Origin of the sequence: Micromonospora sp. NPDC049004, assembly GCF_040649315.1 — a bacterium.
Taxonomy (GTDB): Bacteria; Actinomycetota; Actinomycetes; order Mycobacteriales; family Micromonosporaceae; genus Micromonospora.
In genome coordinates this window covers 277,818-303,608 of sequence record NZ_JBEZFG010000003.1, presented here as the reverse complement: position 1 = coordinate 303,608, position 25,791 = coordinate 277,818, and the positions used below count along the sequence as shown (strand labels likewise).

Genomic DNA, 25,791 nt, shown 5'->3' with positions numbered 1-25,791 from the left:
CGCGCCGGACCGCGCCGGGCCGGGTGGTGTCGATCTGGCGTCGACCGCAGCGGCGGGCGGGCGTAGTCGCCCGGTCCGTTCGGGATCAGCGGGTACGTCGCGCCGGCCGTACCTCGGAGTGCGTTGAGGTTGGGGTCCAGCCGCCCGCGACGAGAGCCCGGCGGACGGCTTCGGCGACCTCCTCGGGGCGGGCGCGGACGAGCCAGGCCGGGAAGCGCAGGATCCGGTCGCCGCTGGTCCAGACGTCGTTCTGCCGACGCATGTCGGCCGCCCACTGCCGGGCGTCCATGTGGTGCGCGCCGTCGATCTCCACCTGCACCCGCCATTGTTTCCAGTACGCGTCCAGCCAGCGGTTGCGGCCCGCCGCGTCGACCCGGTGTTGTTGCAGGTCCGGTGCGGGCAGCCGATGCTGTCGGCACAGCCGCACAAAGTTGATCTCGGACAGCGCCTGCGCGCCGCCGCTGATGTCGCCGACGGTCTGCCGGATCAGTCGTCGGCGGGGTGCCCGGGGCAGGACGTCGAGCACGGCATCCAGCTCCGCGGGCAGCACGCGGCGCTGTTGGCAACCGGCGGCCAGCACCCCCTGCGCCTCGTCCACACCGGCCGCCCATCCGGCGGCGTCCACGAGGGCGCGTGCGGTCGTCGTGCGCGGCGGGCGGGCGAGCTGGAGATGAGCGTCGGGGAGGACCGTGGTGCGATGGACCAGCACGGCGGGCATGTCGATCGGAAGCCGCCGCAGGCTGGTCCGCGCGGCGCGACGGTCGGCGGGCACCAGCACGTGCAGGGGTTCACGCCGCAGTCCCCGTACCCCGGCCTCGGCGGCGGCGGTTGCCCCGGCCAGGACTGCTCCCGCGCCCGCCGCCAGCACGGCCACCCACAGTTGCTGGTCGCGGGTCAGCCGGCCGTTGCCGGTCAACAGGACCCCTCGGCACATCGACCGCCAGCGGCCGGTGCGGATCCGGCTCCGCACCACCCCCTCGCCGAGCAGTCGCGCGGCTTGCGCGGTCGTCAGCACGCCCGCCTGCTCGAAGGCGAGCCATTCGAGAGCGTCAGCGTCATCGGCGGGCAGCATGTCGTCGAGCGTTGCGGTTGGTTGGTCCCCGCGCCACCAGATCTTGGACAGTTACCGTCCGCAGAGGACGGTAACTGTCCAAGATCTGCGCGGACGCTGTGAGGGGAGGCCCAGGCGGTGAAGCGTTCGGTCAGTTTGGCGGGTGGGGGTGGGGTGCTCGGGTTGAGTGCGGCGAGGTGGGCGGCGGCCTCGGCCTGAAGCGCCGCCAGGTGGGCCAGTCGGGCCGGGCGATCCAGCCGGTATGTCGCGAGGAGGCGGAGCTTGGCGGGCGAGCAGGGCCACGCGATGCCGCACGTGCCGCAGCGCCACGTCGGACGGGCCGGCTGGTGGTTGGGAGCGCGACGGGGCATCAGCCGACCCGTACCGGGCCGCGCCGGATCGGTCGCCGAGCACCGGGCGGGGAGGGCGCGGCGGGTCCCGAGGACGTGGGCCGGGTGGGTGCGGAGGGCCGGGAGGGCGCGGTGGGCGGGGAGGTGAGCCAGCATCAGGTACAGCTCGCGGCGGGCGATGGCGTCGCCGTTTGGGCCGAGCTGGTAGGCGTCTATCCACAACCAACCGTGGTACGTGTGCCGGTCTATGAGGGCGCGGATCACGCGAACGGTGATGGGGCGGGCGAACTGCGGGCTAGCGGCGCGGGTCAGGTACAGAAGGTCACCGGACCGCACCTGCGGTGGCTGGTCGATGGGCATGGTCATCCCCCTGGCAGGCGTTGGGAGGGGCCGCCCCGTGAGTGCTCGCCCAGAGGACGGCCCCGGTACGAACGCGTCCGCCGGGTCTCGGGTCCTCCACCGGCCGCGCCGCTGGTGACACTCTGCTGTGGAGTCCATTACGCTCGGAAGGTGGTTCGCCGGCTCGGGCTGAGCTGGCGAAACGTTCCACGCCGGGCAGTGGCGTGAGTAATTGATCTTCCGGCTTGGGGAGCTTTGAATGGCTGATCTGCCGCACCCGCTCGCCGCGTTCATCGTGGGCGAGATCCGTCGCGCCCGAGGAGCCGCCGGGATGACGCAGGAGGCGTTCGGTCGGGGTGCCGGCTTCAGTGCCTCGCATGTCAGTGCCGTCGAGGGCGAGACCCGGGCGCTCACGATGGACTTCATCAAGGGCGCCGACCGCGCCTTCAAGAACGGCGGCCTGTTCGAACGCATGGTGGGCAAGCTCGGCGCCCCATCGTGGTTCCTGCCGTGGCTCGACGCGGAGCGCACGGCGACGCAGCTGCGGTGCTTTCAACCGAGCCTCGTCCCGGGTCTGCTTCAGACCGAGTCCTACGCCCGCGCGGTCATCCGCTGCGATGACACGTTGAGCGATGACGAGGTCGAGAAGCGGCTGGCGCACCGGATCGATCGGCAGGCGGTCCTCACGAGAGCGAACGCCCCGCAGTTCATCGCGGTCATCGCCGAGGCGGTGCTCCGCCGCGCCGGCACAGACTTCCGCGACACCATGGCCGGGCAGATCAAGCAATTGACCACCCTCGCGGAGCGACCGAACGTCAGCGTCCATCTGCTACCGGACGAGGTCAGCATGCACGTCGGCCTGACCGGGCCGTTCAGCCTGGCACGCCTTCCCGACCACAAATGGGTGGCTCAGATGGAGAACCAGCTCGGCGGTGTTGTCATCGACCGCGACGACGACGTGGATACTCTGATCTCTAGGTGGGAGACGGTTCGCAATGAGGCGTTACCCCGCCGCCAGTCCCTCGATCTGATGAAAGAAGTGGTGACTTCATGGACCTGATCGGAGCTGTGTGGCGTAAGTCCACCCGAAGTGGTTCCGGCGGCGGCGACTGCGTCGAGGTTGCGGACAACCTGCCGGGCATCGTCGGTGTGCGGGACTCCAAGGACCCCGACGGGCCGGCCCTGGTCTTCGGGCCGGCGTCGTGGCAAGCGTTCGTCACCCAGGTCGCCGGGCGGTCGTAGCCGGCGGGCGGAGGACCGCCCCGGTACGGGAGGGCGGCGCCATCGAATGAACGCCGTGGAGCTGATGTCGCGCCTGATTCGTCGACGACATCAGCTCCACAGCCTCCATTGCCGCCCCGGGTGCGAACGCGGGGCGACGTGGTCGACATCCTCGGTGCTGGCGAGCGCCTTTCGTCAGCCGTCGATGCTGCGGAAGGTGTTGGAGGCGCAGGAGTAACCCGAGTAGTCCTCAGGACCGTTCGCCCCGCAGATCTCCATCCGGACCACGTCGTTCGCGTAGACCTGAGCCGGGTCCCAGATGACCGAACTCCCGGAGCCGCCGCCGTTGTACCTGGTGCCCCTCAGGACGCCGTTGACGTAGACCCGACCCAGGACTCCGTCGCCGTTGGCGCAGGTGTCCCGCACGACGAAATAGTCGTCGTTCATGCCGCCGCCGGGCGCACCCTCGCCGTAGTCGACGAAGTCGAGCCGACCGCCCTCGCACATCGCGTAGTCGTCCCAATAGGTCACGTCATGGTCGTCGTTGCCGGCCGCGGAGGCCGGGGAGGCGCCGACGACCAGGGCACCGGCGACCGCCGCGATCGCCATCGACATTGTGAGCGCGAGACGCTGGACCTGCATGTGCGACCTCCACGAGTGGTGCTGTCTGGCCGACGGATCCGCCGGCCCGACCCCACGGTATTGGCGCGCTTTGGCACGTTTCCAGAGTCGACGTCTGTTCCGCACGGGCCGCGTCTGTCCGCCCCGGTCAGGGGTGAGTTCGGTCCTGTCCCGAACAGGTCGTTCGGGACAGGACGTCGCTCGGCGGATCGTCGTGCGGGTTGGTCAGGCGACCACCGACCGCAGTGGCACTCCGGCGGCGCGCAGCGCGCGTACCAGATCGTTCGTGAAGGGGTGTTCGTCGGCCTGGAGGCCCTGCGGGTTGGGGAGCACGACGTACGCCGAGGTGCCCTTCGCGGACGTCCGGGCGTCGGTGGTGAAGCGTTCGACGATGGCCCGCGTGCGGGCCAGGTCCGTCGCCGCGACCTCGATGGTGATCGGCCGCCATCCGCCGCCCAGGTCCGCCGCGACCGGCGCTGCGGCGGCGCTGGCGCGCGCCGCGTCGGTGCCGGGCGTGCGTCGGGCGTCGGGTGCGCCCGGCGGGTAGAGCAGCGCGTTGGCCACCAGGTGCAGACCATTCTCGTTGTACGCGCGGAAGAGCGGGTTGAACGCGAACAGCACCGACCTGCCGGCGCCGGTCGGCTCGTCGACGACCGCCGCCGTGCCCTTGAGGATGTCCGCGCCGACGGTGTAGCCGTTGGCCCAGAACGTGTCGCCGGCCGGGTAGGTGAGCACGTTCGTCCCGGTGGTGCTGGGGTTGAGGATCGGATCGCTGTTGTTGAACTCGAAGTCCTCGGCAGGGCGGCCGAGGGCGACCGGGTTGTCGGTGTCGACGTCGACCCGCAGGTGGGAGCCGATCACCAGGTAGTCGGCCGGTTTGGTCTTCTCCGTGGTGGAGGTGAGCCCGGCGGCGCGGGCCAGCCGGGTGCCCTCGTTGCGCAGCCCGACGTAGGTGTGGCCCTGGGTGATCCAGTCGCGCAGGTTGGCCTGCCCGGCGGCGGTCAGTCCGCCGGTGGCGCTGCTGCCGTCGGGGACCAGCAGCACCGTACGCCCGGTGAACGCCGCGGTGTTGTCGTTGATGTCGGCAGTGGTGACCGGTGTGAGGTCAAGTCCCCACCGCTTGCCGAGGACGTACCGGGCCTCGCCGTGCGAGCCGGACGTGGTGGAGATGCCGGTGCCCTGGAACAGCCCGACGTCGGGCAGGTCGAGGCGCGTCCCGGTGGGGCGCCCACCGGGGGTGAGGGTGACCCCGGCGGCCTCGGCCAGGTCGTCGACCGTACGGCTCAGCCGGCTCGCCGGGATCGCGACGCGGCTGGTGGCCAGGTCGCGCACGAGCGGCACGCCGCGGCCGAGCAGGGTGAAGGTGAACTCCGCGGCGGCTGCCGAGTCCAGCGGGTACGTGTAGGAGCCCCACGGCCACGCCAGGCCGCTCCGGCCGCCGGTGATCTCCCGGACGAGCTGGGCGTTCGGCCGGACGTCGTCGCCCGTGTAGATCGTGGACACGCCCATCAGCAGCGGGTTGCTCCAGGAGGACACGTCGTAGAAGTACGGGAACGGCACGTACGGGTCCTCGCCCATGATCGCCTGGATCCAGTGTTTCTGCGGCTGGTCCATCGGGATCCAGTACGCCCCCTTGGGCACCGTCACGTTTGTGGCGCTGCGGCCGCCGAAGACCCGGGCGGTGGGCACGCGGGTGGGCTTGCGCACCTCGTACACCTCGACGTCCATGCGGCGTAGCCGCTCGACGAGCCGGCGGACGTCGGCGAGCTGCCGGTCCGGCAGCAGGAAGTACGAGCGGATCGTGATGTCGGGCACCGGGAACTGGACCTCGTTGGTGGGCTGCACCACCTCGTTCGGCTCAAGGGCGCCCGCCCGGCCCTCGGCGAGCGCGTCGGTCCAGATGTCGAAGTAGCCGTCCAGCACCTCCCGCTTGTTGGCGGCGGCCCAGCCGAGCGTCGACCACTGGGTGTGGAACTGCTGCTGCACCCGGTCGGCGACGGCCGAGGCGCTGCCCTTCTCGTACGTCATGCCGGCCGCGCCGAAACCGGTGGTCGGCACGGTGTCGCCGTACCCCATGAAGAACATGTCGTACGTGTCGTAGTTGAAGTAGCACTCGGTCGTGACGGTGTCGTCGCACGCGCCGTTGTAGCCGAAGCCGGCCTTGTTGGCCTCGCCGATCCGGTTGATCCAGTCCACCGCCACGCCGGCGATCTCGTGGTGGATCGGGTCGGCGTTGGGCGGGAAGAAGTACTCCCGGCCGCCCATCTCGTGCGCGTCGATGAAGACCTGCGGCGGGTAGCGGCGCAGCAGTTCGAGTTTGCCGTCCGTCTCCTGCTGGGTGCGGGCGAACCAGTCCCGGTTCAGGTCGAAGCCGTACTCGTTCTGCCGCCGGGTCGCGTCGCGGCCGTCCGGGTTCTGGGTCGGGACGATGATGGTGACCAGGTTGTCGTTGCGGCGCGCGACCTCGCAGGACAGGCCGGCGGCCAACTCGTACAGTGTCTTGAGGGCCGCGTCGGTGCCGCTCTTCTCACCGCCGTGCACGTTAGCGGTGACCCAGACGATGGCCGGGCTGTCCTTCGCCGTCCGCGCGGCGGTCCGTGCGCTCGTCCGGCGGGGGTCACGCAGGTCGCGTACGTCGTCGGCGATCTTTCGCAGGGCCGAGGGCCGCACGTGGCGCTCGTTGGACACCACCGCGTACGGCAGGGGCTGGCCGAGCACGCTGGTGGCCGTCACGCCCGTGACGACGCGGTCGGAGGCCCGGTCCACGGCCCCGAGGTACGTGCGGACCTCGTCGTTGGTGACGACCCGATCCTGTCCCGTTCCGAGGGGGAAGCCGAGCACGGCCTCCGGGGTGGGTACGCCGCCCAGCCGTGCGCCCGGGTCGGTGCTGCAGCGCGACGGTGGGGCGGCGCTCGCCGATGGTGTGCCGCCGAGCAGGGGAGTCGTGCCGAGCAGGAGCGCGATCGCGGCGACGCCTGCCAGCCGCCTGGGCGGGACCGTCCAGAACGGACGCGATGATGGGGCCATGTCTCGGGTTCCCTTCTTGGGGGAAAGCCTCGCAGTGGCCGGAGCCTATGAACGGCCGACACGGCGGTCAAGGTCTGATCGACACCGATGACTGCACGGGATGCCGGCTCCGGGAGCGACTGGCAGGATGGTGGTGTGACTCAGCGTCGTCCTGGAGGGAGCAGAACGTGCCGGAGGCGATCACGATCGCGGTTCGTCCGGATCTTCCGACCGCCGATGTCCAGCGCTCGTTGGCGTCCTGGCTGCGCGCCGACGACCGCCTCCGGGACGGGGTCGCCCTGACGCCACCGGAGGGGACATCCGAGGGCGGCGCGGACGTGCTGCGGGTGGCGGTCGAGGACGCCGGCACCGCCATGGTGCTCGTGCAGGCGGTCGTCGGGTGGCTCACTAACCGCCGCGACGACGTGTCGGTGGGGTTCAGCCGGCGGGACGGCTGGTCGGCCGACCTGGACGTGCCCCGCGCGCGGGACATGACCCAGGTGACCGCGCTCATCGAGGCCACCGTGCGCGCGGTGACGCCGGAGGCACGACGCCCGTGACCCCGTGCGGCGCGGGCCGCATGTGATCACGGGCGTCGGGTACGCCTACCGGGTCGTCAGGCCGAGGTCGATCGTCCTGGTCAGGGTGGCGTTGTCGTCGTCGCCGTCGAGTGACCAGACCATCGCGCCGGCCAGGCCGGCCCGCCGGATGTAGAGCATCTTCTGCAACACGACGGCAGGGTCGTCGTACGTCCAGAAGGTCGTACCGTCGAAGAGCCAGGCGTGCCCGGCCCGCAGGTCGCGGTGCACGGTGTAGCCGTTGCCGGCCAGGGCCTTGAGGTTCTTGTAGTCCTCGTAGCCGGCCTCGAAGGTCGCCGGCGCGGGCCCGGCGGCCGGCTGGAACAGGCCGGTGCCGCCGCCGGTGACGCCGGTCCAGCCGCGACCGTAGTAGGGGATGCCCAGGACCAGCTTGCCGCGCGGCGCCCCACGGTCGATCCAGCCGTCGATGGCCACCTCGACAGAGAAGTCCGGGTTGTCCGGCGAGCCCGCCGGCACGCGCAGCGCGGACTGCTGGTTGGCCACGGCCTCCCAGCCGCCGTGGAAGTCGTACCCCTGCACGGTGGCGAAGTCGAGGTACTTGAAGATCTTGCGGCCCTCGTAGCCGGCGTCCATCGTGGCCGGGTTGGCCGGAAGGAAGGCCGTCAGCGGGTGGTGCGCGCGGGTCGTGCGCCCGTACGCGTCGAGCTGCCGGCGGAACTCGGCCAGCAGCTTGGTGAAGTTCTCCCGGTCCTGCGGGCGGATGACGTTGCCGGGCTCGCCGTCCCAGTTCGGCCACTCCCAGTCGAGGTCGACGCCGTCGAAGACGCCCGCTGCCGCGCCGGGTGCGCCGGGCAGGTTGCCCTTGAGGTACAGGTCGATGCAGGACGCGACGAACGCCTTGCGGGAGGCGTCGGTGCGGGCGGCGTTGGAGAAGTACGTCGACCAGCTCCACCCGCCCAGCGAGATCAGCACCTTCAGGCCGGGGTGCCTGGCCTTGAGCTTGGCGAGCTGGCCGAAGTTGCCGTTGAGCGCCTGACCGGGGGCGTCGGCGACGCCGTCCACGCTCTCGTCGGCGGAAACCGGCCGTTGATAGTCGGCCCAGGCGTCGCCCTCGCCGGGCCCGCCGTCCACATAGCAGCGGCCGTCCTCGCTGACGTTGCCGAAGGCGTAGTTGAGGTGGGTGAGGCGGCTCGCGGCCCCCGAGGCGTCGAGCTTCTTGATCGTGAAGGCCCGGCCGTAGATGCCCCACTGGGTGAAGTAGCCGACCCGGTGGTAGCCGGGCTGGCGGTCGGGCCGGGCGGCGGCGCTCGCCGCGGTGGGCGGGGCGGCGGTGAGCAGCAGGGTCGCCACGGCGAGGACGGCGGTGAGGCGGCGGTGACGCAATTGTCGCATCGGCACTCCCACGAGGGATCAAGCAGAATTAGTAAAGACACTTATCTGATTGATGAAGTTAAGCCGATCACGCTCTGCGGTCAAGAGCCGCCGCTGTGCCGCCGTCCCCGCGTCGGACGGTCAGCCGACCTGGCTGTTGTCCTTGAGCGAGCCCCAACCGTGCCAGCGGTCGATCTCGATGAGGGCGCTGACCCGACCCCGCTCCCGCCGTGGGTAGGCATTGCCCGTGTAGTGCCGGGACAGCCTGTCGATGTCGGCGAGATCCTCATCGGCGCGCAGCTCGGCGACGTGCCCGATGATGCTGACGTGGGTGTACCAGCCGGCCTCGTCCAGCACCGTGAGCGACACCCGAGGATCGTTGCGGACGTGCTCCAACCGGCGGCGGCTCTCGTCCATGTTGACCAGGATCCGGCCGTCTTCCCACAGGTACCAGGTCGCGGCGGACACCGGCTGACCACCGTTGCGGAGCGTGGTCATGACGGCCGGGTTCGGCTTGCGCAGCATCTCGACCGCGGCCTCGGGAAGCGGTGGCTTGGACATGAAGGCTCCTCCTCGCATGAGCGTTTACCCCTGCACGGTACGCACCCGCCCGGCCCGCGCACGGCAGGACGCGGATCGCGGCGGGCAGGAGGCCGAAGGGCTCAGTCGAGCCAACTGCCGTCGCGCATGAGGACGCGTCCCCGCAGCTCGTTGGCCTCCCGCCAGGCCAGGATGCGCCGCGGCCGGATCACGAAGTACTGGTAGGGCTCGGCGATTCCGCTCGGGTCGAAACCGGTCCTGGTGGCGAACGCCGTACGCCTCTCGTCGCCCAGTTCGGCGGTGTCCACCGGCTCGGCGGCACCGTCGACGATGACGACGTCGCGCGTCGTCCCCAGGCTGAGCCGCACCCGACCGTCCCCGAGCAGGTTGCGGCAGGTGACCGAGGCGCGCGGCGTCGAGATGAGAAACACGCTCCCGTCCCAGAGGTAGGAGAGCGGGATGAGGTGCACGCCGTCCGGGGAGCCCGACGTGGCGACCCAGAGGTCGACGTCGTTCTCCAGTCTCCTGCGCGTGTCCCTCAGGCGTTCCTCACGCCCCCGCGGTGGCGCGCTCGCCACGTCTGCCCCCGTCGACCTCGTGCTCCCCGATCGGTTCGGTCGCCCCCGCCGCGACCAACGGCACGTCCGGCACGTGACGCAGCCGTGCGAGGTCGTTCAGGCTCTGCTCCTCGGCGCGTGCGCGCCCCCAGGCGGCGAGGCACATGGCTCAGCGCACCTCCTGGATGCGGACCATGTTGCCGGCGGGATCGCGAAAGGCGCAGTCGCGGATGCCGTACGGCTGCTCGGTCGGCTCCTGGACGACCTCGGCGTCGCCGGACTGGATCTTCTCGAAGGTGCCGTCCAGGTCCCGGGTCGCCAGCAGGATCCACCCGTAGGTGCCCTTGGCCATCATCTCGGCGATGGTGCGCCGCTCGTCCTCGGTGATGCCGGGGTCGGCGGCCGGCGGGGCCAGCAGGATGGACGTGCCGGGCTGGTCGACGGGGCCGACGGTGATCCACCGCATCGTGCCCTTGCCGACGTCGCTGCGGACCTCGAAGCCGAGGACGTCGCGGTAGAAGGCCACCGAGGCGTCCGGGTCGACGTGCGGAAGAACTGTCGTGTGAATGGTGATGTCCATGCTGGCCATGCTAGGTAGGGCCGTCGGCGCGTACTTCTCGATTCCTGATCGATGCGGCGGTGCCGGGCGCGCATGCACCCGCCTGCGGCGTGCCCGAGCCGGCCGGAGAGGATGGGGCCATGACCGATCCCGTACTGCCCGGACGCGTCGTCGTCACCGGCGCCACCGGCAAGCTCGGCCGGGCCGTGGTCGCCCACCTGCGCGGCCTGGGCGTGGACGTGCTGGCGATGGACCGCGTCGGCGGGCGCGACCCCCGCGACGTCGACGGCGAGTTCCTCCTGTGCGACCTGACCGACTACGGGCAGGTGGTCGAGGCGTTCACCGGGGGCACCGACGAGCACGCCGGTGGCGTCGAGGCGGTCGTGCACCTGGCCGCGGTCCCGGCGCCCGGGCTGCTGTCCAACGCGGCCACGTTCGCCAACAACTCCGCCGCGACGTACAACGTCTTCGCCGCCGCCCGCGCGGCCGGCATCAAGCGGGTGGTGTGGGCGTCCAGCGAGACGGTGCTCGGGCTGCCGTTCGACACCCCGCCGCCGTACGCGCCTGTCGACGAGGAGTACGCGCCCCGGCCGGAGTCGACGTACTCGCTGAACAAGGCCCTCGAGGAGGAGATGGCGCGGCACTTCTGCCGGTGGGACCCGGAGCTGGTCATGGTGGGCCTGCGGTTCTCCAACGTGATGGACGTCGAGGACTACCTGCAGTTCCCCTCCTTCGACGCCGATCCGCGCTCGCGGCGGTGGAACCTGTGGGGCTACATCGACGCCCGCGACGGCGCCCAGGCGGTCGAGCGGGCCCTCGCGTACGACCAGCCCGGCGCGGAGGTGTTCATCATCGCCAACGCCGACACCGTCATGACCTCCTCGAGCGCCAGCCTGATGGCCGAGGTGTATCCGGGTGTCGAGATCCGCAAGGAGCTGGGCGAGCACGAGACCCTGCTCAGCATCGACAAGGCGCGGCGGCTGCTGGGCTACGAGCCCCGGCACTCGTGGCGCGACCACGTCGACCAGTTGTAGGCCGTCTCAGCACGTAACCCGGTTGTGCCGCACGGTCAGAATGTATGCGTGAGCCTCGATATCGATCACGTGTACGTGCCGGTCAAGTTCGACCTCGGCGGCACGGTGCAGGACGTGGAACCAGCGCTCCCGCTGCTGGCCAGACTGGGTGCCACCTCCGTCGATGTCGTCCAGCACGAGGAGACCCGGGCCTACAACATCTCCTACCTGGCCACCCATCCGCCGGTGTTGCAGATCTCCCTCGGCACGTCGGCGGTCCGCATCGGCCGTACGACGTGGGCGACCAGCACCCAGATCGTCATCTACCCGGCGCTCGGCGTGATCTCGGTGGACCTGCGGTTCGCCGCGCCGGAGCCCGCCGTCAGCACCGAGGACATCTGCCGGTTCTACGACGACCTCGTCCGCGAGAACACCCTCGACTACTTCCGGCACCTGCGCGACCTGGACACCTTCCCGCCGAACCTGGCCGGGCACCTGAGCATGATCGAGGCCGAGCCCCGGGAGCACGGCGGGCTGACGGTGTCCGCCCACGTCCAGGCGGTGCGCGCCATCCTGGGCGAGTCGGCCGGCTTCGAACCCCGCGAGCGCCGTTACCCGTTCCAGAACATGCGTCAGTTCTTCGTCCTGCGCGGTCCCGAACGGTCCGAGAACGACCCGCTCGTGGAGTCGCTGCTGCGGCTCTCCGCCCTGCCGGTGACCGCGGGCGCGGCGGCCGACGACGGGCCGCTGCGCCTGCCCGGCCTGCTGGTCCGCACTACCGGCTGGTCCACCGTGGCGGTCCTGCACGACGGGGTACGGGGAGCGTCGGCGGCGGCCCGCATGGTCCAGGACATGTACGGCCAGATCCACGCCCAGTGGTTCTTCTGCCAACTGTGGGTGGGTGTGGACCCGAACGACCGCGACGAACTCGTCGGGCCGGGTCACTCGCTCGGCGCGCGCATCACCCAGCTGGCCCGGGTGCAGTTGCAACTGAGTCGAGGGCTGGCCGAGGTCGGCAACGTGGACCTCATGTACCGCGACCCCATGCGCATCGCGGTGGCCACGTTCCTGATCGACGGGCTGCGGGTTCCCCGGCACCTGCAGGCCGCCCGGCAGCGCCTCGAACTGCTGCGCAGCAATCTGAGCCAGCTCTTCGGGTTGCAGACGGCGCTGTTCCAGCAGCGCCTCCAGTGGCTGTTCTCGGTCACCGCGGTCGCCGGCGTCGCGGCGCTGCTGCCCGAGATGCTCCAGGTCAACAGCATGCGCTGGCGGATCGTGACCATCGCCCTGTTCGGCACGCTGGCGCTGTTCTGCTGGCTGCTGATCCGGCTGCTCGGCCGCGCCGGCCTGCGCGCCGACCGGCGGGCCCGGCGGACCCGGACGAGGCGGCGGACCGCCCGAACGAGGCGCTGGGGACGCGGCGCCGACAGTCCTCCGGGCGATCCGGCATAACCACCGGGCGTACCGACAGACCGGGATAAAGTCCCCTCAACGGGTACGAGGCGGGACCGGTCGGCGAGGGGGTGCGGCCATGCTGACGCGCACCTGGATGCGCGGGCTGGCCGACAGCAGGAGCCCACGCTCGGCGACCGTCCTGGAACTGCTCTTCGACATCGTGTACGTCTTCGCGCTCGCCCGCCTCGCCGGGCGGGTCGCGGACGACCTGACCATCGTCCGGCACACGCTGCTGTCCGAGGCGGGCCAGACGCTGCTGTTCTTCACGGCGATGTGGATGATCTGGTCGCTGAACGCGTTGCTGGCAAGCACCTACGACCCGCGCCGGGTCGAAATCCAGGTCGTCCTTCTCGCCACCATGTTCGGCACCCTGGTGCTGGCGGTCTCGCTGCCGCAGGCGTTCGGCCAACGCGGCATGATCTTCGCCTGCACGTACGTCGTCATCCAGCTCGGCAGACCGCTCTACCTGGCGTTCGCCCTGCGGGGTCACCCGGCCCAGATGTTCTCGTACCGGGTGTTGGCCTGGCACACGGTCTCCGGCGTGTTCTGGATCAGTGGCGGCATCGACGGCGGGCTCGGCCGTGGCGTTCTCTGGACGCTCGCGCTCGCCATCGAGCTCGTCGGCGCGGCCTCCGACTGGCCGGTGCCGCGTATCGGCCGGGTGCCGCTGGCCAACCTGGTCACGGTCTCCGAGGTGCACCTCGCGGAGCGGTACAACCAGTTCTTCATGATCGCGCTGGCCGAGGTGGTGCTCGAAACCGGCGCCGCCGTCAGCTTTCCGGGCTTCTCGACCGAGCGGACCATCACCCTCGTGGCCGCCTTCGTGGCCGTGGTCTCGTTCTGGCGGATCTACTTCTACCACGTGGGGCCGGGCCGCCAGGCCACCGGCAGCGCCGGCGGTGAGGGCCTGCAACTGTCCCGGTGGGCGAGCTACAGCCTGCTGCTCATCGTCGGCGGCATCATCTGCACCGCAGTCGGCTTCGGGCAGGTCATCGAGGATCCCCACCCGCCCATCGACTGGGCTCTGGTGGCCATCATCTTCGGCGGCCCGGTGCTGTTCCTGATCGGGCGGAGCTACCTGGAGCGGACGCACCGCTCCGCGCCGCGCTGCTGGATGTTGTTCGTCGGCGCGCTGGCGCTGGTCGTGGCGGCCCTGCCCAGCGTCCTTCTCCCGCCGGTCGCCGTGACCGCCGCGGCGGCGCTGATCCTGGCCGGGATCGCCCTCGCCGACGGGCGGCTCCACCAACGCGGCGCGGAGACCAACCCGACGTTGTGAGCCGGGCCCCGCGCAACGTTGTGGGACTGCCGGCGCTTCGCGTAGGTTGGCGGGCACGCCGTCGAGCCGAGAGGAGGTCAGAACAATGTCCGATGTTCTGCGCCCCCTCCGCGCACCGGCGTCCACGCGGATCTGACCCGGGGCGCTCGCTTTCCGGAGGTCCGCCATGACCAGTCTCGTCATCCGCCCGCTCGTCGCGGGCGAGGAGAACCTGTTCGACTCCATGACCGACCCGCTGCCCCAACTGCGGCAGATCGCGTACGCCGACGGCATCACCGGCGGCGGCTACCGACCCGAGAACACCTGGATCGCCCTGCGCGACGGCCGGATGGTCGGGCGGGCGGCCTGGCTCCTCCCGCCCGGAGCGGTGGGCGCTCCCTGGCTGGAGCGGTTCGACCTGGCCGCCGAGCCGCAGGTCGGGGCCGCGCTGCTGCACGCCGCCCACGAGGCGCTGGGAGGTCCCGGTCGGTACTACGCGGCCCTGCCCGCGCACTGGCGGCGTCGACCCGAGGTGCTGGCCGTGGTCACCGCGCCGATGGAGGCGGCCCGACTCGCCGGCCTGGTCGAGGTGGGTGAGCGGCTGCGGTGCTCGTGGACGGGCACGCCGCTGCCGACGACCTCCGGCCGGTACACGTTCCGACCGCCAGTCGACGTGGCGGAGATCAACGCCCTGGTCGCCCGGGTCGCCCAACCGGACGTGCTGACCGGCGCGGAGATCGCGCGGGCCGTCAGCGGCGTCGACCTGGCCACCGATCCGTTGGCCTGGCTGGGGGAGTCGACCGACCAGTGGCGCGTCGGCGTGGCGGGCGGGCAGCCGGTCGGCCTGGTCGGCACGGCCGGCGACGCCTGCTACCCCCTGCTGGCGTACCTCGGTCTGCTCGACGACGCGGCGCGCGGTGAGCTGCTGGCCGAGGCAGTTCGGGTGCTCGCCGCCGGAGGCGCCCGGGAGGTGATCGCCGACGTGGACGCCCACCGCGTCGCGGTGCTCGCCGAGTTGGAGCGGACCGGGTTCCGGCAGCTCCGCACGCGCGTGCTGTTCGCGCCGCCGGCCGACAAGGCGTAACCCGTCCGGGGTGCGCCCCGCGTCACCCGGGGCGCACCCCGCACCGGCGGCACCGCCGGCTCCTGCCAGGATCTGTGCCCATGCCGGAGATCATCGCCCTCATCGTCGGCGGATCGGCGCTGGTCGTGGCGGCGGTCGCCGGGCTCTACCTCTGGCCGCTGCGCCGCCGCGAGCTGCGGCCCGCACCGGGCGATCCGCTGGACTTCGCCGCCGCCACCCGCATCGCCGAGACCATCAGGGCGGCGGAGACCGCCGATCCGGAGATCCGGCCGGAGTCGCGCAGCCGCCTGCTGAGCCACGGCTCCCGTACCGGCAGGGCCGTGCTGCTGCTGCACGGATACACCCTTGCGCCGGAGCAGTACGACGCGTTGGCCGAGGTGTTCTTCGCCCGGGGCTACAACGTGTGGATTCCGCGGGCCCCGCACCACGGCACCGTCGACCCGCGGGCCCACCACCGGGTCGAGGCCGCCGAGCTGACGACGTACGCCGCCCAGGCCGTGACCGTCGCGGCGGGCCTGGGGGACGAGGTGGGTGTCGTGGGCATCTCCGGCGGCGCGGTGCTCGCCGCGTGGCTGGCCCAGGTCCGTGGTGACGTCGTCCGGCGGCTGTTGCTGCTGTCGCCGTTCTTCGGCCCGGATCCCCGCCAGGCCCCGGCCTTCGCGGTCCGACCACTCATCACGCTGTACGGGCGTCGCCTCCTGCGCGACCGCGTCAACTCGCGGGGATACTCGTTCTCCGCCGTCACCCAGTACCTGACGATCGCACGGACGCTGCCGCGTCCGCCACGGCGCACCGGCCTGCTGAGCGCGGCCGTGGCGATCAGCCCGCTCGACGCGGTGGTGGACCCCGCCGCGGCGGTGCGGGTGCCGCGCCGCATCGCGCGGGCGAACGGCGTCGCGCTGCGGGTCTGCGCGCTGCCGCAGGCGTGGGGTGTCCGCCACAACACCCTCGACCTCACCGCACTCGGCACCGACGCCGACGAACTGCTCCGGCTGTACGTCGACCTCTACGAGGGCGGTCCGGCGTCGACGTCCGGGCTCGTCGGGACCGTCAGCGTCGGCGGCTGAGCGCGATCGTCGCCCGGCGGCGCACCGCGGAGTCGTCCACCTGCCTCCGCGGCGCACCGCCGTCCGCGGCGACTACCGCGCCGCCGCCTGTCCCGCTTCCCGGGCACCGTTGAACACCGGCGGGGCGTAACCGGCGGGCTTGTCGCCGACGCCGAGGCCGGGGCTCACCACCCAGGACTGGTACTGCGGGGTGAACATGCCGTAGGGCGGCCCGAGGGTCGGGGCGCTGGCCTCGTCGAGTCGGCGGCGGGCGTCGGCCGGGATCTCGAAGTCGAGCGCGCCGAAGTTGCCGCCGACCTGCTCCGGGCTGCTCGCTCCGATGATCACCGAGCCGACGGCGGGCTGGGTGACCACCCAGTTGATCGCGACCTGCGCCATGCTGCGACCCAGGTCGGCGGCCACGCTCTCCAGCGCGTCGATGACCTTCCAGTCGTTGGGGCTGATCTCCCGACCCGCGGCGTTGGGGGTGGTCAACCGTCCGGTACCGCTCAGGCCCTCGCTGGTGCGCCGGTACTTGCCGCTGAGCAGGCCGCCGCCGATCGGGCTGAACGCGGTGATGCCCATCCCCAGGGTCTGGGCCATGGACACGAACTCCGCCTCGATGTCCCGCATGACCAGGGAGTACGGCAGCTGCACGTTGATCATCGGGGCGAGCCCGTGCGCCTCGGCGTAGCTCTGCGCGCGGGCCGCGTACCAGGCCGGCACGTCGGAGAGGCCGGCGTACCGGATCTTGCCGGAGCGCACCAGGTCGTCGAGGGTGTGCACGACCTCCTCGACCGGGGTGATCCGGTCCCAGGTGTGCAGCAGGTACAGGTCGATGTAGTCGGTGCCGAGCCGGCGCAGCGACGCCTCCACGGCCCGCATGACGTGTTTGCGGCCGTTGCCGCTGGCGTTCGGGTCGGTCGGGTCGACGGTGTTGGTGGCCTTGCTGGTGAGCACGAGTCGTTCGCGGACGCCTGCCTTGTCGATGAGACGGCCGAGGATCTTCTCGCTCTCCCCAGCGGTGTAGAAGTCCGCCGTGTCGATGAGGTTCCCGCCCGCCTCCAGGTACCGCCGGAAGATCGGCTCGGCCTCCTCCTCGGTCTTGCCGTACGCGGCGTGGAACCCGTCGACGCCGAAGTTCATGGTGCCCAGCGCCAGTCGGCTCACCCGCAGGCCCGACCGTCCGAGCAGGTAGTAGTGGTTCATCGTGGTGCCCTCTCGATCGTGATGGGGGCGCGGAGCGGACCGCGCGGACCCGACCTTTGCTCGCCAAAAATGGACCTGCAAGTCCAAAACCCGCGCTACGGTGGGGGCCATGACACGCGCGTTGACCCGCAAGGGTGCGGCGACCCGGGCGCGGATCGTCGCCGGCGCCGCAGCCGAGATCCGCGAGCGCGGCGTCGACGAGGTACGCCTCGAAGACGTGATGGCCCACACCGGCACCAGCAAGGGCCAGCTCTTTCACTACTTCCCGGACGGCAAGGAGGAGTTGCTGCTCGCGGTCGCCCAGCACGAGGCCGACCAGGTGCTCACCGACCAGGAGCCGATGCTCAGCAACCTGACGTCCTGGCCGGCCTGGCAGGCGTGGCGCGACCGGCTCATCGAGCGCTACCTCGCGCAGGGCGTGAAGTGCCCGCTCAACGGCCTGCTCGGCCAGACCGGCCGACGGGCGCCGGGCGCGCAGGCCATCGTGACCGGGCTCATGTGGCGGTGGCAGGAGGCGATCGCCGTGGGCATCCGGCACATGCAGTCGACAGGTGACATCGCCCCGGACGTGGACGCCGACCGCGCCTCGGCGGCGTTGCTGGCCGGCATCCAGGGCGGCGTCCTGCTGCTGCTCTCCACCGGCAGGATCGACCACCTGGAGGCCGCCCTCGACCTCACCATCGACTCCCTGCGGGCCGGCGGCGACAGCCCTTCCCGCGCCTGACGGGAGGGTGGGACGATCGCCCGTCTGCCGGTCTGCTGAGTGTGGAGGTCGAGGATGTCGATCGGAACGATGGCGGCGCTGCTGGGCGGCGGAATCGTGCTCGGTGCGGCGCTCCTGCTGACGATCATCGGGGTGCTGGGCCGTCGCGCACGCGCGGGACGACTCGCGGGTCGCTACACCTCACGCCGGGGCAACTCGTCGGACAACAGTTCGTCGAGCATGGGCGGAAGCTGAACCTCCGGCTGTCGCGGAGGCCGCATGTCGCCGGTCAGCCGCTACCACTGGCAATCCTCATCGCGGTCATCGCTGCCACCAGGGCTGGCATCGATCACCTCGTCCGTCGTCACCGCCCCGAGGTGCGCCGAACGCCAGCTCTGGGCAGACGAGCAGCTCACCCGCACCGCACGCCCACCGATCCACCGGTGATCAAGAGGTTCGCGTCACGACACGCCGCTGGGATGACGCGAACCTCTTGATCACCGGGGCGGGGTGGGGGCGAGAGTGTTCAGGTTCTGCTGGTGGGTGGTGTTCGATCGGATCACTGTGGTGGCCAGTGTGGTGGTGGCCGGGTGGACGCCGCTCTTCTGCTCGGCGGTAGCGACCCGGACGGTCTGCGTGAGGTACGCGCGCAGGTGCGCGGCGAGCAGGCGGTGGAACGTCTCCCCGGTGGCCGACCGCAGCGCGGTCAGCTCGTCCGTGGGGATCATGCCCGGCATGTCGTGGCCCTCGTGCGGGTTGGTCGTCGGCGCTCCCGCCTCGCGCAGCAGTTGGCGGGACCGGCTCAGGTCGGCCCGGTTGCTGGCCCGCACGTCGGCGGCCAGCCGTCGCCAGGCGGGGTCGGTGGTCCGGGTCGGCACCAGGTCCAGCACCGGTAGCAGCCGGTCCGTCATCGCGGCGGTCAGTTGCAGCCAGGCGATGTCGGTGGGGCTGAAGGAGCCCGCCGATCCGACGCTCGACGGTGTGGACGCGGCCGGCGCGACAGTAGGTGGCCCGGCGCTGTCCGCGGGTGTCCCGCCGGCGCAGCCGGCGAGGAGCACCGCCGTCGTGAGCAGCGCGGCGCGGGCGCGCATACGGCCTCCTTCCGCCCGCGGCGGGCGGGCCCGGCGTGACCGGACCCGCCCCCTTCGGGTGCGACGGTGTCGGCTCAGATCGGTCGGCCGTCGTGCCCGCACTTGATGACCGGCCGGATGCAGTCCTGGACCCGGCGGGCCATCTCGGCTGTCGGCCAGGCGTTGAAGAAGTCGCCGTGCATGGTGTAGCCCGGCCCGGAGGCCAGCCGGAAGTGCGACGGGTCGCCGTTGACCGGGTACCGCAGCACCTGCCGCAACTTCGGCACGTGCACCGGGTGGGTGCTCGGGCAGGCCTGGTTCACCGGGTACGCCAGGTGGCTCTTGTGGTCCGGCGAGTCCAGGTCCCGACCGTTCCAGCACTGCGGGAAGTCCAGGTACGACTCCAGCATCGTGCCGGCGGGGCAGGTGACGAAGTCCTTCGACGGGGGCACCTGCCCGGCGTGCAGGCAGGACCAGCGGGCGATGCTGTCGTTCGGCCCGGTGGCCTTCGCGTTGCCCGCGACGAGTCGCAGGCCCTGCGGGATCGGTTGGGTGTTGGCGACGACGTCGGCGCGGACACCTTCACCGAGGTAGTAGAAGGTGGCGATGGCCGGTTCCACCGCGACGTTGTCGCGGTAGAGGGTCGGCACCCAGTAGGACGAGACGTCCACCGCCGGGTTGCAGGTGCTGGTGGATTTCACCAGGTCGGGAAGCGTGGTGTTGCCGTTCGTCACCGTGCTGCCGAAGAAGCTGTGCATGTGTGAGGCCCCGGGCAGCCCGGGAAAGACGATCGGGTCGTCGGGCAGCCGGTGGCTGTACGCGCAGTCGGCGGGGAATTCGGCGACCCGGATGACGTTGGCGACCGGGGCGGCGTCGGCCCGGTCGGTGGTCCAGGCCAGGTACGTGCCGAGGAGCGTCAGCAGGGCGCCGATCGCCGTGGCGAGGCGTAGCCGGCGGGGGACGTGGGAGAGGGGTGCGGCCCTGTCCATCTCGTGACTCCTGTCGGGGACGGGTCAGGGACAGCTCCGACGCCGCCGCCGAAAGACGTCGGAGGGTGTCCTGGCCGAAAGGGGATGGTGGCCCGGGAACCGGGGCGAGAGAGCGCTCTCACCACATCAGACTGTGCTCCGCGTCGACGGTTGTCAATACGTGCGCGGTTGGTGGAAAACGCGACGGGAGGGGCGGCCCGACGTGTCGGACCGCCCCTTTCGTGAGACGAGGACGTCAGAAACCGAGGACGCTCCGCCCGCCGACCACGGGCAGCCGCACCTCGCTGTCGTTCGGAGCGACCCGCAGCTCGGTGCCACCCAACGGCAGCAACGTGTACTCCTGGTCGCTGGAGAAGACGACCACGCCGATCCGGTGCCCCGCCGGGAAGATGTAGTCCTTCGGCTCCATCGTCCACCGGTAGTCGTACAGCTTGCCCTGCTTGACCGGCTCGGTGCGCGCGGCGCTCTTGCGGTTCTGCGGGTCCATCCAACCCCGGGTCACCACGGTCGGCGCGGCGCTCGACCCGGCCGGGCCGTAGTCCACCAGGTACGCGGTCAGGTTCGCGTCGGGCTTGTTGTCGATGGCCATCCGCAGCCGCATCTCCGGTCGGCCCGAGATGCGCACGCTCTGGGTCAGCTCGGGGGAGCGGTACGCGAGCCGGTTGGGGCTGGCCGTGTCCGGATCGGCCACCAGGGTGTCCGGGTGGATGGTCCGGCCCTCGTCGACGAAGCTCTGCTCGATCTTGGCCTTCGGCGGCTTGCCAGTGGTCAGAGCGCCCGGCGCGGTGGCGTCGGTCGCCGCGAACCGCAACCCGACCGCACGCGCGGCGGGGTCGGGCCAGTTGGCGTACGTGGTGTAGGCCCGGTCCTCGCGCTGGAGCACCGCGGTCGGCTCGTCCATGATGCCGTTGCGCACGTTCCACAGCCAGAAGTCGAACCAGCGGTTCTCGGTCTGCTTGTAGGTCCAGGTGTGGCCGTCCGGCAGGGTCACCGAGGCGTTGCTGCCCGGACCGCCGTGCCCACCCTGGTGCAGCCAGATCTTGCGCGGCACGTCGCGCTTCGCGAGCTCGTCCCACCAGCCGGCGAAGTGCTCGGTCTTGACGTTCCAGTCGTTGAGGCCGTGCACGACGAAGACGCTGGCCTTGACGTCGCGCGCGTCCAGGTAGTCGCGGTCCTTCCAGAACGCCGAGTAGTCGCCGGTGACCCGGTCCTGCTCCTTCGTGATCGTCGCGAGTTCGTCGGCGCACTGCCCCTCGGCGCGCGCCTGCCCGGCCGTGTACTGGGCCAGGATGTCCAGGTCCTCGCCCTGGAACGTCCCGGGCGCGACCACCAGGCCGTTGGCCCGGTAGTAGTCGTACCAGCTGCTGATCGCGGAGACCGGCACGATCGTCTTGAGGCCCTTGACCCCGGTGGTGGCCACCTGGTTGGGCAGCGTCCCGTTGTAGGAGACGCCGGTCATGCCGACCGCGCCGGTGGTCCAGCCGGCGGTGACCGGTGCGCCGTTCACGTCGTACGCCTTGGCCCGCCCGTTGAGCCAGTCGATGACCGCCTTGGTGCCGAGCGTCTCGGCCTGGTCGCCGCTGGTCGGGCAGCCGTCCGAGTCGCCGGTGCCGACACTCTGGCCGAGCACCACCGCGTACCCGCGGGGCACGTAGTAGTCGTCGAGTGAGCCGGGCAGGTTGGCCTTCGCCTCGGCCCGCTGGACGCCCATGTCGAGTGCCCGACGTCCGGAGCGGTCGGTCACCCCGTTCTGCGGCAGGTCGTCGACCAGCACGCTCGGGTACGGCACGTCACCCCAGGTGCCCTTGCGGTACGGGCTGTGCTCGAAGATGACCGGCACCTTGAAGCCCTGGGTGGCGGTCTCCCGGGGGCGGGAGATGTCGATCGCCACCCGGTCGGGGCGGCCGTCGTGGTCGGTGTCCACCGGGGTCTGGACGTACACCCGCTCCTCGATGGCGTCCGCGAGCGAGAACACCGGTTGGGTCATGCCGTCGGCCACCACGATGCCGGTGGGCGTGGCAGGCGCGGGCGGCGCGGCCGTCGCGGTGGGGGCTGCGCTCAGCACCAGGGCGCCGGACACGCCGACGCTGAGAAGTGCGAGATGGCGGGGTCGACGCATGCGCGTCTCCCTTCGGTCGGGCTGGCTGCCGGGTCTCGGCACGGACCAATCGCGAAGATCCATTCGTCGCCATGCTAGGTGCGGGTGGGCGTCGCGTCGATCCCCTCGGGTGGTCACCGCCGGCCGTTTTCCGGGCCGGGGAGGCGGCCGCAATCGAACCGACATCGAACCGGGCACGGTGCCGACACACGGCGGAAACCCTTGCCCGGTGGGAAGAAAAAGTGCTCGTCGCAGGCTGCCGAAGATCGCGTACCGAGACATATGATCTTGCAAAAGTCGCCCAAGAGGCGCATTTGTCCACATGAGACAGGGAGCGAAATGCTCAGAAGAACACGCTGGCTGCTGGCCGTCGCCGTCACGGCCACGGCGCTGACCGCCGTGCCCGGCGGCACCGCCACAGCCGGTCCCGGCGGAGGAGTCCTGCCGGGCGCACCCGGCGCCTCCGCCGACTCGAAGACCCACACCGTCACCCTGCTCACCGGGGACGTGGTGACCGTCCAAAGCACCGGCTCGGGATGCCCGCAGGCCACGGTACGGCCCGTCGACGCGAACACCGTGCTCCGCCAGACCTGCGGCCCGGACGGCCACCTGCACGTCCTGCCCGCCCGCGTCGAGTCCCAGATCGGCTCGACCCTCGATCCCGACCTCTTCGACGTCACCGCGCTGATCGCCGACGGGTACGACGACGAGAGCACCTCCACGCTGCCCGTCATCGTGCAGCCCGCCACCGCCTCGGCGCGGGTGGCCGCGCTCGGCGACGTGCGCTCCCTGCCCAGCATCGGCGCGGTGGCCGGCCACGTACCCAAGAAGAGCCCGGCCTCCGCGAAGCTCGCGACCGACTCGCTGCTCGCCGGCGCGAAGAAGGTCTGGCTCGACCGCAAGGTCCGCGCCACCGCGCTGACCGGCGGCGCGAAGCCCGCCGGTCTGGACCGCAACCTCGACCAGATCGACGCGCCGCAGGCGTGGAAGGCCGGCTACACCGGCAAGGGCGTGCGGGTCGCGGTCCTCGACACCGGCGCCGACTTCACCCACCCCGACCTCGCCGGCCGGGTCGTCGAGCGGGCCGACTTCACCGCCGAGGGCGGTGACGCGGTCGACCACAACGGCCACGGTACGCACGTCGCGTCGACCATCGCCGGCACCGGCGCGGCCGCCCACGGTCAGCGTCGCGGTGTGGCGCCGGACGCCGGGCTGGTGATCGGCAAGGTCCTCGACGACCACGGCTCCGGCGCCGACTCCGGCATCATCGCCGCCATGGAGTGGGCCTCCACCCGGGCCGACGTCATCAACATGAGCCTCGGCGGCAGCGAGGCCGACGACGGCAGCGACCCGCTCTCGCTGGCCGTGGACCGGCTCAGCACGTCCACCGGCGTCCTCTTCGTCATCGCGGCGGGCAACAGCGGCGCGCAGATCTCCTCGCCCGGGTCCGCCACCAGCGCGCTCACCGTCGGCGCCGTCGACCGCGACGACAAGCTCGCCGACTTCTCCAGCCGCGGACCGCTGGTGAACAGCCACGCGGCCAAGCCGGAGCTGGTCGCGCCCGGCGTCGACATCGTCGCCGCCCGTGCCGCCGGCACCAACCTCCAGGACCCGATCGACAGGTACTACGAGGGCCTCAGCGGCACCTCGATGGCCACGCCGCACGTCGCCGGTGCCGCCGCGCTGCTCGCCCAGCGTCACCCCGACTGGACCGGCGCGAAGCTCAAGGCGGCGCTCGTCGGTGCCGCCGACCCGCTCAGCGGCGTCGACGCGTACGCCGTGGGGGCCGGCCGGCTCAACGCGGCCCGGGCCCTCGGCGGCCCGACCAGCGACCAGCCGGTGGTCAACCTCGGCACCTTCGCGTACCCGCAGTCCGGCAGCAGCACCACGACGCTGAGCTGGACCGGCGGCGCCACCCCGGCCACGACGGTCCTCGACCTCGACGTGTCGGTCGTCAACCACGACGGCCAGCCGGTGCCGCGCGGCGCGGCGTCGCTGTCGACGAGCCGGGTGACGCCCAGGCGCGGAGCGACGGCGGAAGCGACTCTGCGGATCAACCGCGCGGCGTTGGCCAGCCGGCCGGGCTTCTACCTGGCCACCGTCACCGCCCGCACCGGGCGCACCGTCGTCGCGGTAACCCCGGTGAGCTTCTACGTCGAGCCTCCCAGCTACGACCTGACGATCAACACGAAGCCGCTGCCGGGTCTGCGGGACGGCGCGGAGACCTGGATCAACCTCATGGTCGCCAACCTCACCGACCCCCAGATCTACTACGGCGGCGGGTCCGGCACTCCCGGGGAGACCTTCACCCTGCGGGTTCCGGCCGGCCGGTACTCGGTGCTCGGTGCCTCCGTCGCCTACTACGTCGACAGTGACGTGCTGGAGACGACCCTCACCGCCGACGCCGACCTGGACGTACGGGCCGCCCGGACCGTCACCCTCGATCCGGCGGAGGCCAAACCGGTGACGGCCACTGTCGACGGGGTTCCCACCACGCCCACCCGGGTCGACTTCACCAATTTCCAGACCGCGGCGAACGGCCTGTCCTGGTGGCACCAGATCAGCGGCTTCGGCAAGCTGACGACGGTCCGCAGCACCGCGCTGCCGCAGCCCTCGATCGGGTCGCGGCGGACCTGGGCGGCAGTCAACCTGGACTCGCCCGCCGGCACGGCCGAGCCGTACCGCTACAACCTCGTGCACGAGTACGCGGGCGGCGTGCCGGCCGACCCGACGTACCGGGTGACCAGGGCGGAGCAGGCCAGGCTGGCCCGCATCGACGAGCGGTTCCACCAGACCGACTCACCGGAGATGTACACCCAGCTGGTGCGACTCGGGTCCACGGTCGACGGTGTACCGGTGACCCAGACCTACGAGGGGCCGCTGCCGCCGACGCGCACCGACTACCTGACACCCGAGATCGTCTGGGCCGACGAGGGTGTCTACGGAGGGTTGGCGGCCCAGGAGGCGCCCCGCAGCTACCAGCCGGGCAGTCGACAGAGCAAGGTCTGGGCGCGGCAGCCGCTGCACTCGGACTGGTACGACGACCCGGCGGGCGTCGACTCCAGCTGCGCCACCGCACCGGCCCGGACGCGGGGCAACCTGCACCTCGACCTCGTGTCGTTGACCGACCAGCACCAGCGGGCCGACTGCCTGCGGGGCGAGGCGATCGGTGTGAAGCGCACGCTGTCGCTGTACCGCGACGGCAAGCTTGTCGAGCAGCGGCAGGGCCCGTTCGGCGACTTCACGGTGCCGCAGGCGATGGCCGACTACCGGGTGACCCTCGACGTCGACACGAGCCTGATCCTGCCGATCTCGACCCGGGCCACCACCTCGTGGACGTTCCGGTCCGCCGGGCCGGACGGGACGCAGAGCGTGCCGCTGCCGCTGCTCGCTGTCGACTACGCCCTGCCCATGGACCACGACAACCACCCGGTCGGCGGAACTGCCGAGCTGACCGTCCGCCAGGCGCACGGCGTGCGGGCGCAGAAGGTCACGTCGATGCAGGTCTGGACGTCGACCGACGACGGCGCCACCTGGAAGGCGGCCCGGGTCACCGGCAGCGGCGACACCTACCGCGTCGACCTGCCGAAGGTCGCCTCCGGGCAGGCCGTCTCGCTGCGGGTCAAGGCCGCCGCCAACGGCGGTAGTGGCATCGACCAGACCATCATCCGGGCGTACCACGCCGGCTGACGGTCACCGCGCGGGTGCGGTCCGG

23 protein-coding genes and 1 pseudogene are annotated in these 25,791 nt (G+C 71.4%); 11 read left to right on the top strand and 13 right to left on the bottom strand.

The window, feature by feature from the left end; translation table 11 throughout:
* Nucleotides 1-85: 85 nt before the first annotated feature.
* Complete coding sequence (locus AB0B97_RS10805) at nucleotides 86-1,072, bottom strand: DUF559 domain-containing protein (RefSeq protein ID WP_357492569.1); 987 nt, start codon at nucleotides 1,070-1,072, stop codon at nucleotides 86-88.
* 401 nt (nucleotides 1,073-1,473) lie between these two features.
* Nucleotides 1,474-1,761 (bottom strand): annotated as a pseudogene (locus AB0B97_RS10800) (hypothetical protein); the annotation flags it as partial.
* A 238-nt stretch (nucleotides 1,762-1,999) separates the two neighbouring features.
* Here AB0B97_RS10800 and AB0B97_RS10795 point away from each other — a divergent pair.
* Together AB0B97_RS10795 and AB0B97_RS10790 are read left to right on the top strand one after the other, a co-directional pair.
* Nucleotides 2,000-2,800: a helix-turn-helix transcriptional regulator gene (locus AB0B97_RS10795; RefSeq protein WP_357492567.1), complete on the top strand. Its 801-nt coding sequence runs from the start codon at nucleotides 2,000-2,002 to the stop codon at nucleotides 2,798-2,800.
* Nucleotides 2,791-2,982, top strand: coding sequence for a DUF397 domain-containing protein (locus tag AB0B97_RS10790; RefSeq protein WP_357492565.1), 192 nt, complete (start codon nucleotides 2,791-2,793; stop codon nucleotides 2,980-2,982). The genes AB0B97_RS10795 and AB0B97_RS10790 overlap by 10 nt, the downstream gene beginning before the upstream one ends.
* A gap of 174 nt (nucleotides 2,983-3,156) precedes the next feature.
* On the opposite strand, the gene AB0B97_RS10785 is transcribed toward AB0B97_RS10790, so the two are convergent.
* Both AB0B97_RS10785 and AB0B97_RS10780 read right to left on the bottom strand, forming a co-directional pair.
* Complete coding sequence (locus AB0B97_RS10785) at nucleotides 3,157-3,603, bottom strand: hypothetical protein (protein ID WP_357492563.1); 447 nt, start codon at nucleotides 3,601-3,603, stop codon at nucleotides 3,157-3,159.
* 204 nt (nucleotides 3,604-3,807) lie between these two features.
* Complete coding sequence (locus AB0B97_RS10780; RefSeq protein WP_357492561.1) at nucleotides 3,808-6,609, bottom strand: M14 family zinc carboxypeptidase; 2,802 nt, start codon at nucleotides 6,607-6,609, stop codon at nucleotides 3,808-3,810.
* A gap of 167 nt (nucleotides 6,610-6,776) precedes the next feature.
* Here AB0B97_RS10780 and AB0B97_RS10775 point away from each other — a divergent pair, with 167 nt between their 5' ends.
* Nucleotides 6,777-7,148 (top strand): hypothetical protein, encoded by a 372-nt coding sequence (locus AB0B97_RS10775; protein ID WP_357492559.1) that lies wholly within the window; start codon nucleotides 6,777-6,779, stop codon nucleotides 7,146-7,148.
* 45 nt (nucleotides 7,149-7,193) lie between these two features.
* Here AB0B97_RS10775 and AB0B97_RS10770 read toward each other — a convergent pair whose 3' ends face one another.
* From AB0B97_RS10770 to AB0B97_RS10750, 5 genes are all read right to left on the bottom strand, one after another.
* Nucleotides 7,194-8,519 carry a glycoside hydrolase family 18 protein gene (locus AB0B97_RS10770; RefSeq protein WP_357492557.1) on the bottom strand — a complete coding sequence of 442 codons (1,326 nt, stop codon included), beginning with the start codon at nucleotides 8,517-8,519 and terminating at the stop codon, nucleotides 7,194-7,196.
* 120 nt (nucleotides 8,520-8,639) lie between these two features.
* Nucleotides 8,640-9,059 carry a PPOX class F420-dependent oxidoreductase gene (locus AB0B97_RS10765; protein ID WP_234582764.1) on the bottom strand — a complete coding sequence of 140 codons (420 nt, stop codon included), beginning with the start codon at nucleotides 9,057-9,059 and terminating at the stop codon, nucleotides 8,640-8,642.
* A 101-nt stretch (nucleotides 9,060-9,160) separates the two neighbouring features.
* Nucleotides 9,161-9,616, bottom strand: a complete 456-nt coding sequence (locus tag AB0B97_RS10760; protein WP_357492554.1) for a pyridoxamine 5'-phosphate oxidase family protein — start codon at nucleotides 9,614-9,616, stop codon at nucleotides 9,161-9,163.
* Nucleotides 9,588-9,761 carry a hypothetical protein gene (locus AB0B97_RS10755; protein ID WP_357492552.1) on the bottom strand — a complete coding sequence of 58 codons (174 nt, stop codon included), beginning with the start codon at nucleotides 9,759-9,761 and terminating at the stop codon, nucleotides 9,588-9,590. The genes AB0B97_RS10760 and AB0B97_RS10755 overlap by 29 nt, the downstream gene beginning before the upstream one ends.
* Nucleotides 9,762-9,764: 3 nt before the next feature.
* Nucleotides 9,765-10,175, bottom strand: coding sequence for a VOC family protein (locus tag AB0B97_RS10750; RefSeq protein WP_357492550.1), 411 nt, complete (start codon nucleotides 10,173-10,175; stop codon nucleotides 9,765-9,767).
* Nucleotides 10,176-10,294: 119 nt separating this feature from the next.
* Between AB0B97_RS10750 and AB0B97_RS10745 the strand changes: the two genes are divergently transcribed.
* The 5 genes from AB0B97_RS10745 (at nucleotide 10,295) to AB0B97_RS10725 (ending at nucleotide 16,028) form a co-directional block, all read left to right on the top strand.
* Nucleotides 10,295-11,188, top strand: a complete 894-nt coding sequence (locus AB0B97_RS10745) for an NAD(P)-dependent oxidoreductase (protein ID WP_357492548.1) — start codon at nucleotides 10,295-10,297, stop codon at nucleotides 11,186-11,188.
* Between the two features lie 48 nt (nucleotides 11,189-11,236).
* Nucleotides 11,237-12,619, top strand: coding sequence for a hypothetical protein (locus tag AB0B97_RS10740; protein WP_357492546.1), 1,383 nt, complete (start codon nucleotides 11,237-11,239; stop codon nucleotides 12,617-12,619).
* A 79-nt stretch (nucleotides 12,620-12,698) separates the two neighbouring features.
* Entirely contained in the window at nucleotides 12,699-13,898 is a 1,200-nt protein-coding gene (locus AB0B97_RS10735) for a low temperature requirement protein A (RefSeq protein ID WP_357492544.1), read from the top strand.
* A gap of 166 nt (nucleotides 13,899-14,064) precedes the next feature.
* Nucleotides 14,065-14,961, top strand: a complete 897-nt coding sequence (locus AB0B97_RS10730) for an acetyltransferase (protein ID WP_357492542.1) — start codon at nucleotides 14,065-14,067, stop codon at nucleotides 14,959-14,961.
* 80 nt (nucleotides 14,962-15,041) lie between these two features.
* Nucleotides 15,042-16,028 carry an alpha/beta hydrolase gene (locus AB0B97_RS10725; protein ID WP_357492540.1) on the top strand — a complete coding sequence of 329 codons (987 nt, stop codon included), beginning with the start codon at nucleotides 15,042-15,044 and terminating at the stop codon, nucleotides 16,026-16,028.
* 72 nt (nucleotides 16,029-16,100) lie between these two features.
* Here AB0B97_RS10725 and AB0B97_RS10720 read toward each other — a convergent pair whose 3' ends face one another.
* On the bottom strand, nucleotides 16,101-17,216 hold the full coding sequence (locus AB0B97_RS10720; protein WP_357492538.1) for an aldo/keto reductase: 1,116 nt from the start codon (nucleotides 17,214-17,216) through the stop codon (nucleotides 16,101-16,103).
* A 109-nt stretch (nucleotides 17,217-17,325) separates the two neighbouring features.
* On the opposite strand from AB0B97_RS10720, the gene AB0B97_RS10715 reads away from it, so the two are divergent.
* Both AB0B97_RS10715 and AB0B97_RS10710 read left to right on the top strand, forming a co-directional pair.
* Nucleotides 17,326-17,940 (top strand): TetR/AcrR family transcriptional regulator, encoded by a 615-nt coding sequence (locus AB0B97_RS10715; protein ID WP_357492536.1) that lies wholly within the window; start codon nucleotides 17,326-17,328, stop codon nucleotides 17,938-17,940.
* Between the two features lie 54 nt (nucleotides 17,941-17,994).
* On the top strand, nucleotides 17,995-18,174 hold the full coding sequence (locus tag AB0B97_RS10710; RefSeq protein ID WP_357492534.1) for a hypothetical protein: 180 nt from the start codon (nucleotides 17,995-17,997) through the stop codon (nucleotides 18,172-18,174).
* A 242-nt stretch (nucleotides 18,175-18,416) separates the two neighbouring features.
* Here AB0B97_RS10710 and AB0B97_RS10705 read toward each other — a convergent pair whose 3' ends face one another.
* From AB0B97_RS10705 to AB0B97_RS10695, 3 genes are all read right to left on the bottom strand, one after another.
* Nucleotides 18,417-19,010 carry a DUF305 domain-containing protein gene (locus tag AB0B97_RS10705; RefSeq protein ID WP_357492532.1) on the bottom strand — a complete coding sequence of 198 codons (594 nt, stop codon included), beginning with the start codon at nucleotides 19,008-19,010 and terminating at the stop codon, nucleotides 18,417-18,419.
* Between the two features lie 74 nt (nucleotides 19,011-19,084).
* Nucleotides 19,085-19,978 carry a DUF1996 domain-containing protein gene (locus tag AB0B97_RS10700; RefSeq protein ID WP_357492530.1) on the bottom strand — a complete coding sequence of 298 codons (894 nt, stop codon included), beginning with the start codon at nucleotides 19,976-19,978 and terminating at the stop codon, nucleotides 19,085-19,087.
* Nucleotides 19,979-20,213: 235 nt separating this feature from the next.
* Entirely contained in the window at nucleotides 20,214-22,097 is a 1,884-nt protein-coding gene (locus AB0B97_RS10695; protein WP_357492528.1) for a Xaa-Pro dipeptidyl-peptidase, read from the bottom strand.
* A gap of 318 nt (nucleotides 22,098-22,415) precedes the next feature.
* Here AB0B97_RS10695 and AB0B97_RS10690 point away from each other — a divergent pair, with 318 nt between their 5' ends.
* A complete protein-coding gene (locus AB0B97_RS10690) occupies nucleotides 22,416-25,766 on the top strand; it encodes a S8 family peptidase (RefSeq protein WP_357492526.1) in 3,351 nt (1,116 codons plus the stop codon).
* Nucleotides 25,767-25,791 lie beyond the last annotated feature (25 nt).